General features: G+C 36.3%; 12 protein-coding genes. 1 reads left to right on the forward strand and 11 read right to left on the reverse strand.

Annotated features, from left to right (window positions below; translation table 11 throughout):
- Positions 1 to 2273, reverse strand: a 2273-nt coding sequence (locus tag HMPREF1514_RS09190) for a Rib/alpha-like domain-containing protein (RefSeq protein ID WP_232216477.1), incomplete at its 3' end; no start/stop codon positions are given.
- Between the two features lie 198 nt (positions 2274 to 2471).
- Here HMPREF1514_RS09190 and HMPREF1514_RS04285 point away from each other — a divergent pair.
- A complete protein-coding gene (locus HMPREF1514_RS04285; protein WP_037597508.1) occupies positions 2472 to 2999 on the forward strand; it encodes a TetR/AcrR family transcriptional regulator in 528 nt (175 codons plus the stop codon).
- Between the two features lie 444 nt (positions 3000 to 3443).
- Here HMPREF1514_RS04285 and HMPREF1514_RS04290 read toward each other — a convergent pair whose 3' ends face one another.
- The 10 genes from HMPREF1514_RS04290 to HMPREF1514_RS04335 form a co-directional block, all read right to left on the reverse strand.
- Positions 3444 to 4784: a dipeptidase gene (locus HMPREF1514_RS04290; RefSeq protein ID WP_037597510.1), complete on the reverse strand. Its 1341-nt coding sequence runs from the start codon at positions 4782 to 4784 to the stop codon at positions 3444 to 3446.
- Between the two features lie 24 nt (positions 4785 to 4808).
- Positions 4809 to 6311 (reverse strand): YfcC family protein, encoded by a 1503-nt coding sequence (locus HMPREF1514_RS04295; protein ID WP_037597511.1) that lies wholly within the window; start codon positions 6309 to 6311, stop codon positions 4809 to 4811.
- Positions 6312 to 6548: 237 nt separating this feature from the next.
- Positions 6549 to 7496: a carbamate kinase gene (arcC, locus tag HMPREF1514_RS04300; protein ID WP_003028182.1), complete on the reverse strand. Its 948-nt coding sequence runs from the start codon at positions 7494 to 7496 to the stop codon at positions 6549 to 6551.
- Between the two features lie 272 nt (positions 7497 to 7768).
- The gene (gene argF / locus HMPREF1514_RS04305; RefSeq protein ID WP_003028184.1) at positions 7769 to 8785 is read right to left on the reverse strand and encodes an ornithine carbamoyltransferase; all 1017 of its coding nucleotides are present in this window, start codon (positions 8783 to 8785) and stop codon (positions 7769 to 7771) included.
- 23 nt (positions 8786 to 8808) lie between these two features.
- A complete protein-coding gene (gene arcA / locus HMPREF1514_RS04310; RefSeq protein ID WP_003069908.1) occupies positions 8809 to 10038 on the reverse strand; it encodes an arginine deiminase in 1230 nt (409 codons plus the stop codon).
- 317 nt (positions 10039 to 10355) lie between these two features.
- Positions 10356 to 11042 (reverse strand): Crp/Fnr family transcriptional regulator, encoded by a 687-nt coding sequence (locus HMPREF1514_RS04315; protein ID WP_037597512.1) that lies wholly within the window; start codon positions 11040 to 11042, stop codon positions 10356 to 10358.
- 133 nt (positions 11043 to 11175) lie between these two features.
- Positions 11176 to 12231: a serine hydrolase gene (locus tag HMPREF1514_RS04320; protein WP_156921870.1), complete on the reverse strand. Its 1056-nt coding sequence runs from the start codon at positions 12229 to 12231 to the stop codon at positions 11176 to 11178.
- A gap of 104 nt (positions 12232 to 12335) precedes the next feature.
- On the reverse strand, positions 12336 to 13385 hold the full coding sequence (locus HMPREF1514_RS04325) for a thioredoxin family protein (protein WP_037597513.1): 1050 nt from the start codon (positions 13383 to 13385) through the stop codon (positions 12336 to 12338).
- Positions 13386 to 13585: 200 nt separating this feature from the next.
- Entirely contained in the window at positions 13586 to 13906 is a 321-nt protein-coding gene (locus tag HMPREF1514_RS04330) for a hypothetical protein (RefSeq protein ID WP_037597519.1), read from the reverse strand.
- A gap of 35 nt (positions 13907 to 13941) precedes the next feature.
- Positions 13942 to 14169: a bacteriocin gene (locus tag HMPREF1514_RS04335; protein ID WP_037597522.1), complete on the reverse strand. Its 228-nt coding sequence runs from the start codon at positions 14167 to 14169 to the stop codon at positions 13942 to 13944.
- Positions 14170 to 14277: the final 108 nt, after the last annotated feature.

Genomic DNA, 14277 nt, shown 5'->3' on the forward strand with positions numbered 1-14277 from the left:
GAATCTTCCGCTTTTGGTGTTTCTCCTACTTTAACCGTTTGGTCCTTACCTTTTGGTTCGTACTTATCCTTAAGCGGAAGAACATTGATGGTAACTGTCTTAGGTTCTGCTTGATTACCTGCTTTATCTTTTGCAGTAAAGGTAATTGCGCCCTTATCTGCTAAAGTGGCTTTCATAATTGTCACTTTCATGACTTTCTTATTAGCTTCGTTAGTAAGATACTCAATTTTAACACGACCTGCAATGATATCTTTTCCATACTTAGCTTTAAGATCATCTAAACCTAGAGTAACTTCATTTTCGTCTTCAACTGTAACCGTAAAGGTAATATCTTCATCCACTTTAACAGTCTGTTGCTCTGGAGTGACGGTTAATTTTGGAGCTGTATTATCAGTTTTTTTCGATGTAACGGTTACTTTAACATTCACATCATCAACAGTACCATCTGGATAGTGAACTTCAACAATTCCGTCTTTTTCACCTGATGTTGAGGTGTCTGGTTTATGACCATCTTTCCATTTATACGTTGAATTTGATGGCAATTCATCTGTATTTGCAATGCTATCTTTTGCATCTAATTCCGCGTGTTGTTCAACAGTCCTATGCTTAGCCTCTGGTGAATACTTAATATTATCTGGATATTTCTTAACTGTTACATTAACTGGAACTGTATCAACAGTACCATCTGGGTAAGTCACTGTTACATTCCCTGTAATAGCACTACCTGGTTTTGCATCAGCTGGGATCTTAACAGTTACTTCCCCAGTGTTTTGATCAACTGTAATAGGCGAATTAGGTTCGGTCTTATAAGTTGTTCCTGCTGGAATTTGCTTATTATTTTTTTCTTTGATTTTAAGATTTACTGTATCATTTGGATAGCCTGAACCATTATCATACTGCGGCGAATATTCATCGGCATCTTTAGCTAATGTAGAAACATCTACAGTTGCAATTTTACTAAAGTTATAAATACCGCGACCAGCTGGATGAGCAATGCCTCCGCCAGTTTCACGAGAAGTCATCCCAACCGTTACCCAAACTTTATTGACTAGGTCAGTATTCTCGCGAAAACGGCTCCCCCAACCCATCCAATCACCAAATTGACTATCAACATTAGGAAGCTGACCTAACTCATTTAACTCTTGTCTATTGATTTTTGTATCAAAGTTGTAAATCCGAGTACCTGATTGACTAGATGAAGCGAGCCAATCTTCAAAACCATATTTAGAGTAGTATACGTGTTTCTCAATATTATATTTTTGCCCTTTTTCTTTATTAGAACCTGTATTACCTAAGCGATCACCGTTCGTCCAATCGTCCATAAACTTAGAAGAACCTAAAATCTCCGCTTCTTTCCCGTTAACGTTAACCTTACTTGGGGTAAACAATTTTCTACTAGAAGTCCCCCATCGGTCTACATCACTAGGATAACTAGTCATAGTTTGTAGTGTTCCTGTGTAGCTCACAGACTGCACCACCATATTTTCTGGCTTGTGAAGACCACGTGAAGTGGTAAAAAGATAGTAAGGTCTAGAAAAATCCTTAGCTACCCCCATAAATTTACCTGAGGCATTGCCTTTTACAACAATTTGCCAGTGGATAGTATCTTGCTCTCTATCATATTCTGCTCTGACACGGAGAATTTCATCAGCATAGTTATCATTCCCTCCGGGTTTTTGTGACCAACCAGTTGAAAAATCATTATTTTTAAACTCTGCATATGTTACTTCGGTAACACCGTTTCTCCATTTAATTCGAGAAATTTGACCTTTACCAGTTTCAGCCATTGTTTTAGCAACACTATTATCTTCTAATTTATCATCTGGTTTCCAATCAGCGTCTCTTGTTTGTGAACCAGTCACAAATTGAGCACCTTTTATTAAATCCGAAATTTCTGTTGTTTTAGGAGCGGACTCACTCATCAAATCGTCTGCTACATTGTTGCTAGACTCTGTTTCTGATGCCTTTTCTACTTTTTTAGTAGTTTCAGTAGTGGAGTTAGCTTGGTTAGTAGTTAAATCAGAAGATACTGAGGAAATTTCTTCCTGTTTTTTATCTTCTTTATTATTAACCGTTGTAATTTCCTCTGAATTCAACACCGAACCTTGTGTCGCAGTTTTTGGTGTAATTTCAGTTGCAGATACTGCTGCATTCGATCCCAAAAACATTAATGTCGCGATAGCAATACTCGCTGCCCCGAATTTAAATTTTCGAATAGAAAAACGTTGTCTAGTCTGTGAAATATCGTATGTTTTCTTGTTAACCTTAAACAAAATAACACTTCCTTTCTTAATTATATAATAATCATATGGGAATAAACCCAATGCTATACTTATTTTACTGTTAATAAAATATTATTTCTATACAAATAAGCACTTTTTGTAAACTATTCACAAACTAATTATTATAAACTTGTACAAAGGTATAGTATAATAGCTAAAGAATCTAACGCTGATTGTAGAGATAATAAAATGAAAGATAAAACTAAAATTGATGTGGAATTCTTAAAAGCTTTTTCAATATTAATGTATTCAAAAGACTTATCACAAATAAGTGTAAATGAAATTTGTAAAAAAGCCAATTTGAGTAGAAGAACATTCTATAACTACTACAATTCAAAAGAAGAATTCATTAATGAGTCTATTTTAATAATACTTGATGAAATCACTAAAATATTATACACAGATCTTTACTTTGAAACTGAAATTTTAGTAAAAATGTTATCCTATCTTTATAATAACAAGGATATCATTCTAGCTTTTATACTCTATTTTCCAGATATCATCTTAATTGTAAAAGAATATGCAAAAGAAATCGTTTTACATTCTAAAAAAATAAATAATCAAAAGCTTGGAGAGGCCTATGGGATTCCACCAAGTTTTGCTCTAGATTTATATACTATGAGTATCATCAGTATTGTTTTTACTTGGATAAAAAACGGTTTCAAAGAAACCCCCGAAGAAATTGCAAATTTCATAAAAATATCTGTAAAAATATAGGCTTCTCATTAGACTCTATAATTTCTGTCGTGAATAAATCCATCGCAGGGACTATGGAGTTTTTTAAATTCAGATAAAAATGGAAAATAGCTCTTTGTCAACTGTAGGGGGTAAGGAAAAGTCAACATCGAGAAAGGACCATATTGGTCTCTTCTTTTTTGATGTTTAACGTGATAAAAACAGGCTTCTTAAAGTTTTAAAAAGTTTCTAAAGACAAGCCCCTGATGTTTGACGTCTTTGGGTTCAGGAACTTTGAAAACCTTAAAACTCGTATTTTTATCGCTTTAAACATGCAAAAAGAGAAGACAAGTTTTGTCTCCTCTCGTGCTCAGCTATAAGTCACCCACTACAGTTGACATTGAGTCCTAAATCCTTACAATAATTATTTGTCCAATTTTCGAGGCGGTTTACCTCTAACTAATACTAGCTTTTTATTACTTGCAATTAAATAACCTCTCCAGCCAACCGATAAATCGTTTCAGCATAAATATCCATTGCCTTATATAGATCGTCAATCACAGTTCGTTCATTCGCTTGATGTTCTGTTTGCAAAGCACCAGGGAAAAGTGCACCAAAAGCTACACAATTTGGCATAGTACGAGCAAATGTAGCACCGCCAGAAGACACAGCAGGGCTATCATCATTGGTTTTTTCTTTATAGACAGCCATTAAGGTGCTGACCAATTCACTATCAAGTGGCACATATAACGGTGCAAGATAGTCAAATTCTTCATAACGTAATTGATATTTTTCAGCAATTTGACTTAGTTCTCGTACTAATTTATCTTTGTCAGCAAGAACTGGAATCCGCAAATCAATCCGAATCTCGGACTCGTCTTGATTTATAGTTAGCCCAGAAACATTGAACGACAACGTTCCTGAAGGCTCATCTGAAATTTCACCAAACAAGCTGCTGCCTGTAGCATCTTCACCAACTGCTTCAGCCATAAATTGAATAGTAGAGTGTTGAACAAGTGGATTTAACCCCATTGCCAAACGTACAATAGCATTCACTCCCTCGGCTGCATCTTTTGAATGCTTAGGGACACCAATGACTGTTACTGTATCTGCAGTTCGTTCGTATTCAAAAGACTGTTTTTTCAATTCATCTTCTAATGAATCTGCTAAATTTCCCGTATAGCTTGCTTTTGCAGGTACAACATTAAAAGCTTCTCCTGCTTCAATAGCAAGTTCTTGCGAACCTGAACCATGTAACTTAACTTGCAGTAAACCTTTTTCAGCATAAGTCAGCGGGAAAGAAGAATCCGGTGCAAAACCAAGCGTCGCTGTTTCTTCCAGCTCATTGTAACGAGCCATACAGCGCCACAGAGTTTCTTCGTCTGTACCATAGATGAAACGAATCCGCTTGTTAAATGTCACACCTGCATCCATCAGTGCTTTAACAGCATAAAGTGCAGCTAGGGATGGACCTTTATCATCTTGAACACCGCGTCCATGTATCCAATCATCTTTTATAGTTGCTTCAAATGGAGGAGTTTCCCAATCGGACAAATCTCCCGCTGGAACAACGTCTAAATGGCAGAGAACGGCCAGGAGTTCTTCTCCCTGACCGATTTCTGCATATCCATAATAGCCTCTAGGATCAATGTAAGTTTTAAAACCTAAACACCTAGTGATCTCTAGCATTTTTTCTAAGACGTTTTGAATAGATTGTCCGAAAGGTGTTCCATTTTCCCCTTCATTAAGAACTGACGGGTAGGAAACGATTGTTTTCAGCGATTCTAAATAATCAGATTTAATTTCTTCGGTTAAAAATTGTTTCATAAAGAACACCTCGTTATTTTCCTATTATAAGAACGTTCCTAAAATAAGAAGTAGGATACTTACTACAAAGATTCCAGCAGCCAATTTTGCAACGAATTTCCACCAAGTACTCAATTCGATCCGTCCAAGAGCAAGAGCTCCCATTACGATACCAGATGTTGGAGTAAGAAGGTTCAAAAGACCGGAAGCTGATTGGTAAGCAGTGATAATTAAGCTTGCTTGCACATTGACAAATTTTCCAAGTGGTGCCATGATACCCATTGTTGCACTGGCAAGACCAGAGGTTGATGGGATAAGGAATGACATTGGCAGATAGAATATGTAAGTCAATACAATGAATACTTGAGATGATAGACCCTTGAGTCCTACTTCACCCCAGTGAAGGATTGTAGCAGTAATCATACCATCGTTCATGATAACTTGAATACCACGCGCAACAGCTACGATAAGCGCAACACTTAGAAGATCAGCCGCACCATTGATAAAGACAGTGATAAAGCGGCTTTCTTTCATGCGGTAAACAAAACCAATGATGATACCCATTACCATAAAGAGCATTGCCCCTTCTGGGAAGTACCAGGTACCCAAAGCAGATGTTGAACTACCAACAATCTTACCAATGAACGGAAGTCCAACCAACCATTTATTGAAACTTTCAAAAATAGTTACCTTCAAGTCTGTCCATGGAATGAAACTCATAATCATGAGAACAAAGGTCAATACAAAGAGTACCAACACTTGTTTTTGTTTCTTGCTAAGAGTGGATTCTACATTAGCAACTGCATCTACATTAAAGTGCTTCAAATCTTCTTCACGATGACTGTAAACCAAAGATTTTGTAGGATCTTTTTGAATCTTATCTGCATAACGATATACGAAATAAGTACCCAAAGCTGTCATCACAACAAAGAAGATTAACCGAAGAACGATACCGTCACCAGTACCTACACCTGCTGTCGCAGAAGCTATACCTGTAGCAAATGGATTCAGAGTAGAAGCCAAACATCCAATTTGAGAACCAAGAAGGATAATAGCCACCGCAGTCAAACTATCAAATCCTACTGCCATCATAACTGGCACAAGAAGTGGATAGAAAGCCATGGTTTCTTCACCCATACCATAAGTTGATCCACCAAGGGCAAACAAAGGCATCAAGACTAAAATCAACATCTTTTCGCGACCCTTGTACTTCTTGACGATAGAAGCAATCCCTACATCAAGGGCACCTGTTTCATTCACTACTCCAAGGAAACCACCAACCATCAAGATAAAGAAGGCGACATCAATCGCTGCTGAAGTTGGTTCTTTTCCAAGCATAGCACGAATAGGAGCCATCAAGACATCCCAAATCCCTTGTGGATTTTGAGCAACGGTCTTGTAAGTTCCTGTAATCAGATTACCAGCTTTATCAGCATCGTATTGACCTGCTGGGATAATCCAGGTCAACACAGCCATAATTGCAATGATAATCATCAAAACGGTATAAGATGACGGCATCTTAAACCCTTTTTTTGCTTTTTCACTCATTTGTTTTCCTCCTAAATGTAACAAATTGTAAAAATTTAACCGAATCCCATTTTCAGAAAGCGCTTCCTTTGACTATATTTTAACATATTCATCTGGAAAAAACTAGTAATTTCCAAAAAAATTATCATTTCACAACAGTAAAATAGATCAAAAGAAAGCAAATCTAAAAATAGGAAACATTAACGTTGTTTTAAAAAGTTTTATTACAATTTTAAACGAAGCAATAATAACACTCTGTTATCCTTTTTCAATAATCGTTCCGCTTTCAGACTCAATTAAAGCGCCTAAGTTTTCAAGAGAAGTAATGACCGCTTCACCTTCTGGTCGATCATTTACAAAGGCAATAGCTGCTTGCACTTTAGGTAACATACTTCCTGGGGCAAATTGATTTTGCTTGATGTATTCTTCCAACTGAGCTACATTTACACGCTCTAACTTGGCTTGATCTGGTTTATTGTAGTTGACATAGACATAATCTACACCGGTCAAAACGATGAAGAGATCTGCTTCGACCAATTCCGCCAGACATTGTGAAGCAAAGTCTTTGTCAATTACTGCTTCTACGCCTGCAAGATGACCATTGTCTTCCTTGATGACGGGAATACCACCACCACCAGCAGCCACAACGACGTGTCCTGCATTGATGAGTGTACGAATGGTTTCAATTTCTTTGATTCCAACTGGTTTTGGTGACGCAACTACTTTTCTCCAGCCACGTCCAGCATCCTCTTTGAAAGTAGCTCCGCTCTTTTCAGCTTCTGCTTTTGCTTCTTCTTCTGTGTAGAATGGTCCGATTGGTTTGCTTAAATTGATGAAAGCAGGGTCATTTTTATCAACCACTACTTGTGTCACAACAGAAGCAACTTCTTTTTCAATTCCTTCTTCATGAAGTGCATTTTGTAGAGCATTTTGCAACCAATAGCCAATACTTCCTTCTGTCATTGCAACAAGCGAATCTAACGGAAATGCTGGATTTTTTTCAGAATCTGCTGCTAAATGTTGCAACAAAAGATTTCCAACTTGCGGTCCATTTCCGTGAGTGATAATCAAGTCATCACCATTTTTAATCAATTTTACAAGATGACTTGCTGTTTCTGCTAATGCTTCTTGTTGTGCTTTTGCTGATGGATCAGATGAAAGGATGGCATTCCCTCCCAAAGCCACAACGATTTTACGATTTGCCATAAATAATTAGCCTCCTTAGAGTTTTCTTCTTATAGTGCTTCAATTCATTTTAATGAGCTATAACAAACTTTAGAACGAGGTTAGAATAATAATGTCTCAAACTACATTTCTTTGAGGGTGATTGCATCGGCAATCATAGTTGTTTGTCCTATCGCCTTTTTCCCTTATTTAAATCATACTAAAATTGAAACGAGCACTATCAAAAATGAGGACTGGACTAAAGCTATTAGTCGCAGCCCTCATAGCTGTTGGTAAACGGTTTTAGTTTTAAATTATACTTTTGGAATATAAAGGTTTCCAAGAGTTGCTGCCATAACTGCTTTAATAGTATGCATACGGTTTTCAGCTTGGTCAAATTGGCGAGCGTATTTGCTGCGGAATACTTCGTCAGTTACTTCCATTTCTTCAACGCCGAATTTTTCAGCAACATCTTTACCATAAACAGTATTTGTATCATGGAAAGCTGGTAAGCAGTGCAAGAAGATCAAATCTTCATTGTCAGCTTTCTTAATCAAATCCATATTTACTTGATAAGGTTTCAAAAGTGCGACACGTTCTGCAAATTTGTCTTCTTCACCCATAGATACCCAAACGTCTGTGTAAAGGACATCCGCACCTTTAACAGCTTCATCTGCATTGTCAGTAATTAAGACATGTGCGCCACTTTCTTTCGCATATCCTTCTGCCAATTTCACAATATCTTCAGCTGGGAAGAGTTCTTTTGGAGAAAAGATATGAACATTTACACCGAGGATAGCACCTGTTACAAGGAGACTGTTTGCAACGTTATTGCGTCCGTCACCACAGTAGACAAGAGTCAAGCCTTCCAAACGACCAAAGTTTTCTTGAACTGTCAAATAGTCAGCTAACATTTGAGTTGGATGCCATTCGTCTGTCAAACCATTCCATACAGGAACGCCTGAAAATTCTGCTAGTTCTTCTACCATACGTTGGCTAAATCCACGAAATTCAATCCCGTCAAACATACGTCCCAATACTTTAGCTGTATCTTCAGTAGATTCTTTCTTGCCAAGCTGAATGTCGTTAGCTCCTAAGTATTCTGGATGAGCACCAAGATCAATTGCTGCCGTTGTGAAAGCTGCACGAGTACGAGTTGACGTTTTTTCAAACAAGAGAGCAATATTTTTACCTGCTAGATAATGATGTTCAATATTGCGCTTTTTCAAATCTTTCAAGTGAGCTGCTAAACCAATAAGATATTCTAATTCTGCACGTGTAAAATCTTTTTCTGCCAAGAAGCTGCGTCCTTGGAACACTGAGTTTGTCATTCTATTATTTCCTCTTTCTAATCTTAAAGTTCTTCACGTTCAAATGGCATTGACATACAACGAGGTCCACCACGACCGCGAACCAATTCACTTCCGCGAATCTTAATCAAACGAAGTCCGTATTCTTCAAGAATCTTATTTGTGACAACGTTACGGTCATATACCACTACAACACCTGGAGCGATTGTAAGGGTGTTTGAACCGTCGTTCCATTGTTCACGTGCTGCTGCTACTGTATTTCCGCCACCGCAACGAATCAAATGAACTTTATCAATACCAAGATTCTTAGCAAGCAATTCTGCTAAATCACCTTTTTCTTCTGCAATATGAAGTTTTTCATTTTCATAAGTAACAGAGTACACACGAAGATCGCCTTCAATTTCTGGGTGAATAGTGAATTTATCATAATCAACCATTGTGAAGACCGTATCTAAGTGCATGAATTTACGATTATTAGCAAATTCAAATGCAATCACTTTCTTAAAGCCAACATTCTTCTTAAAGATATTGACCAAGAGTTTTTCAATAGATGCTGCGTCTGTACGTTGTGAAATACCTACTGCAAGAACATCTTTAGAAAGAACTAGTTCATCTCCACCTTCGATACGAGTTGTTTCTTCACGGTTATAAACCAATTCAACATTGCCACCATATACTGGATGGTGTTTAAAAATGTATTTACCATAAAGTGTTTCACGATTACGTGTATCTGAATACATGTGATTCAGTGAGACAGCATTCCCAATTGTTGCAAATGGGTCACGAGTGAAGTAAAGGTTTGGCATTGGATCAATGGCAAATGGATAGTCAGATTCTACCAAATCCGTCAAACCTTTGGCGTCTACTGGAATTTCTGGCAGTTCAGCTTTTTGGAAACCAGCCATTGTCTTTTCAACCAATTCAAGGTTATCTTCTATACCATGAAGAATATCACGGATAGCAACTTTTGTTTGTGCTCCGCGAATATTTGCTTCATTCAGATATTCTTCAATAAATTCATTACGAATTTCTGGAGAAGTCAATGATTCAGCAGCCAACTTTTCAAGGTAAAGAACTTCAATACCTTCTTTACGAAGAGCGTCTGCAAAAGCATCATGTTCTTTTTGAGCGTCTTCCAAAAATGGAATATCGTCAAAAAGCAGACGTTCCAAATGATCCGGCATCAGGTTTTCCAACTCTTTACCTGGACGATGCAGCATAACTTTTTTCAGTTTTCCTATTTCTGAGAAAACATGAATAGGATGTGTAGACATCTTATGTCCTCCTCTTTTTCTTTGTGACTTAAGTTTCTTTAAGCCCTATTTACATGTTTTATTGTAATATCTTTTGTTTGCGCTTTCACAATCAATTATACATTTAAAATGCCAAATCCTTTGCTTTTTTTAAAAGAAATTCTAATATTATTTCAAAATAAAACGCTTTCTATAAATATTTTATGCATTTTATTGGTTTTATGAATAATTATTTTTTAGAAACAAATGAAGTTTTTGAGTATATTTTAAATGTTTAGGTTTCTAAATTAAAAAAGGACCAAAAATTGCTTTTTTGACTGCAATTCTGTCCTTCTTTTCTACATATCTTCAAAATACTTTAAAAAGTATTCTTTATTCAAAAAGACGAGTTTCTTTCGATTATATTGAATAATGTTTTCTTCTGTTAATTTTTTCAAAACTTGATTCACCGTTTCACGAGTAGTCGCACCTAGTTTAGCCAACTCTTTCATACTAAGTGCAAAAGGGATGTCATCTCTATATTGGCAAAAATCAATACATAAAATTGAAATCGCTTGAATAACTCGCTCTGTCGCACTAGCCAAAACAGAATTTTGCAAACGTAACTCATGAAAACGTAAAATATTTGACAACTTATGTGTGATAAATAACATCTGCTCTATTATTTGTTTGGAATAATATTCATACAAGTCAACAGGAATCGAAAAATATTCCAAATCTGTCACAGATACGCCAGAATAGTGGTAAGTCTCATCTTCAAAAATTCCTCCATAAGGAAACATAGTATTTTCTTTCACATAGTCAATGTAATTAAACGAATCTGTCTGATCATACTGTTCAATCCGAACATAGCCCTTATAAATCAAAAAAAGTCGCTCTCGTTTGTCTCCAGAAAAGAAAATAATTTGCCCTTTTGGCACTTTGCGAAATTGAATCTCAACAGCTATTTTATCAAAAAATTCAACTGGTAAATTTTTAAAAGCAGGATGTTCTCTAATGTAACGATAATGCTCTTTGTTAATCATGATATTCTTGTAGTCCTCTTTACATTCTGTTTTTATTATAACATAAAAGGCCCTCCTCTAAAAGAGAGCCTTTACATTTTTAATAGAACCTTATCTTTTGCAGCACAATTTTTGGAATTTGCGTCCATTCGCTTTAATTCATATTCACACGATGCCATTCATTGATAACATAAGCTAATTGACCAACTTGTGTAATACCAACACCGCTAATTTCATTACTCTCAGGAGTTGTCCCACCCAGCCCCGCTGTATAAAGAGCAATCAAATAAGGCTTTTCTTCACATACAATTGCGTCTATATTCAGGGCTTCTGCAACGTAACCTGGCTTTTGATAGATTGGAATGTCTCTTACATACCGTTTATAGTATTCGTTTGGAAAAGATTCACCGATATAATACAAAAGATCTTTATACTTTTCCTGATGTTTCCAAAGGTAATCCAAAACCTGAATATAATAGTCAGTCGTGGTTTGATTTTGTTGGTTGATCGTCTCAACTTCCCCCTTGCCTTTTCCATAGTGCTGATACATTGTATAGGCTTTATCCAAGCCACCTAAGCGCTCAGCTAAGGCATAAGCTGGCGTATTTTCAGAATAAAGAAGGGAATACTCCTGCATTTCAGGGATGCTCATGGTCCCATTAAATGCTGCTACATAGTTATTATGTTCACCGATATACTCATAGCGAGTATGGGTAATATCAAACCGCTCGGTCATTGATAAATTTCCTTTTTCTGCCTCATCAACAACTAACATATTTAACGGTAATTTATAAGTTGAGCCCGCTGTCATCGGTTGCGTTTCATTCATAGCGTAGATTTGTCCACTCGTTAAGTCCTTATAAGAAAATGCAACCTGCGAATGCTCTATTCCCATCTCATCTAGATAAGCCTTTACAACTTGAACCAAATTTAGATTAGCATAATCATAATACAAACCATAGGCTTCCATTACAGGCAAATCAGATTCCATGACTTTCTGCTTTTCTTCCATACTCTTTGACGAAACACGAGTGACTAATTTCGACTCTTTTGACGAATTTTTTAGCTTTTCTTGACTGGTAGGATAATTTGCAGCTACTTTCGTAGGATGTGCCTTTCTAGCTTGTCCAGAGTATACAGCACTTGATACTAATACACCACACATCATAAAGCAACCAATCAAACAAAGAATCATTGTCTTTCTACTCACGCACTCCTCCTAACTTATATACCTCATTATATAGAAAGAATGAACATTTGACAAGATGGAATGCACAGAATCATCATCCGTTTTTAATTCTTACTAACGATGATTCAATAGCGTTTTCTATCATTCAATCCTTTTCTCATCCCTAGATAAAATGATAATGTAAGAAGAACCATTGCCAACCCAAATCGGAATAATCCTTTACTTTTTTTGACGCCAGTTTTGGGTAATTGCATGTTATTTTGAGTATATTTGATTTGCCTATTTGTTAATGGCATTAAATTTTGATTCCTAGCATCTTCTTTATTTGACTCTGAACTGACACTAACGTCTTTTGGTAAGGATTCCTCATTGTTTTTTAAGTCAATAGAAGCTGGTACTTGGCTTTGTTTAACTTTTTTATCATTTTTATTCTCTTGATGTCGAGGATTGTCTTCTTGCTTTTTGCCCGTCGGAGCTTTATGAAAATACAGATAATCATAGAGTTCTTGAGCAGTGATACCTCCACCAACCCAACCGGAAGTTAATGTACCATTTTTAAGATAGAGTATCGTTGGGGTCCCAGGAATACCAACTGTTTTAAATAAAAATTCTTTGGCATGTTCATCAAAATCTTCACCGTCCGTATTATAGTATTCTAATTTTCCACCTGTTAATTGATTAAACTTTTTTAGTTCAGGAGAGAATTGTCGACAAAAATAACAAGTTTCCCGTCCTACATAAATCGTATGTTCTTTATTATCCGAAGTAAAAGCCGAATAAACATCTTTTATCGTAGTCTTAGGAAGTTTAGCTATATTCTCACGATAAGTAGCAACATCAACCTCTTTTGATTCTTGAGAATTTGGAACGCCATTTGCTGCAGAAGTTTTGTTTGAAGTCGAAGCAGATTTATTGTTTGTCAAGTTTTCCTTTTCTACAACTGTATCTTCCTTTGACTCTGGCATACTTACGGGTTTCGTATCTGTTACAATTGAATCTTGATTTGCGTCATTTTTAACAACAGCTGCTGTCGAAGCTTCAGACACTATTTCAGTTGTAGCTGGGCGTTGCTGTTCCTCCTTATGAACTCCATCAGCAAAAACCATGTCATTTCCAAAAGCAAGCAATAGCACCGAACTAAATAAAAGTGATTTTAGCAATTGTTTTTTCATCATTTTAAACTCCTTTATGTTCTATTTACAGTATAAGGTAACTATTTCAGTTTCATCTTCGAAAATCCTAAATGGTACTTCTGACAGCCTGAATGGTGATGGTTCCAAATTGGTCTGCTAAAAATCAAAGACTCTAAGTGAATTATAACCTAGAGCCTTTTTAGAGATGCTATAAAAGTGGTCAGAAAAATCAATTTATTTATCTACAAGTTCTCTTGAACACGATATTCTTTTTCAAAGGTTTTTTGAGAAACGACCCGATGATTGGTGACATCCAAATAATCACCAATATAGCCCAATATATACATACCATAACCAGCAAATCCACCACCTGCTGCTCCAATCGCACCAATTTTCAAATTCTCCACAGTAGAAGGATTTAATCCTGCCATTAAAATCCGAAGATGATCATCCAACCAATACAAGTAATTTTTAGCAAACGCTTCTTTCACCCAATCAGGTTGTTCAGCTTCTCTGCTAATTTTCCAAACATCAGCTATTTGATTTTTATAAATTGCTTTCATTTACACTCCTTCACATTTATTATTTATTTTAAAATTTAACAGAAATTGCAAGAATTCAGTGTTCCACCCGTACCAGATGGAGAACAAGAACATGCTCTAAAGTTTCTGGTTGCTCCCCCATTTAGTTGATCTAGAGTTGGTCCACCACCATCTAAAGCTCCCAAAACAGAACCAAAGAAATTGCCCCATCCAAAGCCCCCTTCAACACTTGCTAGCATTTCAGAGTTCAGTACTTCAAATTTTTCGAGTGATTTTGTATTCATGATGAATACCTCCTTTTTATTTTCATATTTTTATCCTGTTGCAACCTGACAAATTTAGTATAGCATATAATATATTTTATAAATTTATAAATCCTGAATGGTACTTCT

It is taken from the genome of Streptococcus sp. AS20, from assembly GCF_000524255.1.
GTDB lineage: Bacteria > Bacillota > Bacilli > Lactobacillales > Streptococcaceae > Streptococcus > Streptococcus constellatus.

Excerpts from the sequence above, each read along its gene's own strand:
- HMPREF1514_RS04285 (WP_037597508.1), top strand. The coding sequence starts at position 2,472 with ATGAAAGATAAAACTAAAATTGATGTGGAATTCTTAAAAGCTTTTTCA.
- HMPREF1514_RS04290 (WP_037597510.1), bottom strand. The coding sequence starts at position 4,784 with ATGAAACAATTTTTAACCGAAGAAATTAAATCTGATTATTTAGAATCG.
- HMPREF1514_RS04295 (WP_037597511.1), bottom strand. The coding sequence starts at position 6,311 with ATGAGTGAAAAAGCAAAAAAAGGGTTTAAGATGCCGTCATCTTATACC.
- arcC (WP_003028182.1), bottom strand. The coding sequence starts at position 7,496 with ATGGCAAATCGTAAAATCGTTGTGGCTTTGGGAGGGAATGCCATCCTT.
- argF (WP_003028184.1), bottom strand. The coding sequence starts at position 8,785 with ATGACAAACTCAGTGTTCCAAGGACGCAGCTTCTTGGCAGAAAAAGAT.
- arcA (WP_003069908.1), bottom strand. The coding sequence starts at position 10,038 with ATGTCTACACATCCTATTCATGTTTTCTCAGAAATAGGAAAACTGAAA.
- HMPREF1514_RS04315 (WP_037597512.1), bottom strand. The coding sequence starts at position 11,042 with ATGATTAACAAAGAGCATTATCGTTACATTAGAGAACATCCTGCTTTT.
- HMPREF1514_RS04325 (WP_037597513.1), bottom strand. The coding sequence starts at position 13,385 with ATGATGAAAAAACAATTGCTAAAATCACTTTTATTTAGTTCGGTGCTA.
- HMPREF1514_RS04330 (WP_037597519.1), bottom strand. The coding sequence starts at position 13,906 with ATGAAAGCAATTTATAAAAATCAAATAGCTGATGTTTGGAAAATTAGC.
- HMPREF1514_RS04335 (WP_037597522.1), bottom strand. The coding sequence starts at position 14,169 with ATGAATACAAAATCACTCGAAAAATTTGAAGTACTGAACTCTGAAATG.